Genomic DNA, 783 nt, shown 5'->3' with positions numbered 1-783 from the left:
ATAAGTTCTTGGCTGCGTATAAACATCAATCAGGGGTGCTGCAAAATTCATCAATAGCACAGCGAAAGCAAAGGCATCAGGGTATGCACCATAAACGCGAATAATATAGGTCAGTAAACCGATACCAATACCAAAAATCAAACGGCCACGAGTCGTGGTACATGAGGTAACGGGATCCGTTGCTATAAAGAAAGCTCCCAGCATGGTCGCACCAGACAGCATATGCAGGCTAAGCGGTGCGAACTGGTCTGCATCATAGCCCAAGACAAGNGCTGGCAAGGCCAAGCCAAGGATTACTCCCAAAGGCGTCTGCCAAGGTATGATCTTTTTCACAAGTAACACCAGGCCACCTGCCAGGAACATCAGATTTACCCATTCCCAACCCAAGGAAAATCCGGCACCAAATACCGGATTTTGCAGAACGACATCCGCAGTAGAGTGTGCAATTTCATGCTTATAGACATCCAAAGGCGTCGCCCCACTATAACCATCTGCTATGGTACCACCCCATATTGCATCAAGCGTTGCTCCCAGCGTTGCTGGAGAGTCCAATAAAGTCTGCGGTGTTGCCCAATTGGTCGTCATCGCTACAGGAAAAGATACCAGCACCAAAGCATAACCCACCATTGCCGGGTTAAAGGGGTTATACCCCATTCCTCCGTATAAGTGCTTGGCAAAAACAATAGCAAATGCTGTCGCTACCAAAGATACCCACCAAGGCGCAAAAGGAGGCAGAGCAATCCCCAGCAACACTGCTGTTACAAGCGCACTGTAGTCGTTAAG

At 48.6% G+C, this 783-nt stretch carries 1 protein-coding gene; it reads right to left on the bottom strand.

Translation table 11 applies throughout. The features are described 5' to 3' along the window. On the bottom strand, nucleotides 1-783 hold a 783-nt coding region (locus A3729_RS09655), incomplete at both ends, for an RnfABCDGE type electron transport complex subunit D (protein ID WP_068633751.1).

The organism is Oleiphilus sp. HI0043, assembly GCF_001634935.1.
The sequence above is the reverse complement of the archived record's forward strand: the minus strand, read 5'-3'. Positions and strand labels throughout refer to the sequence as shown.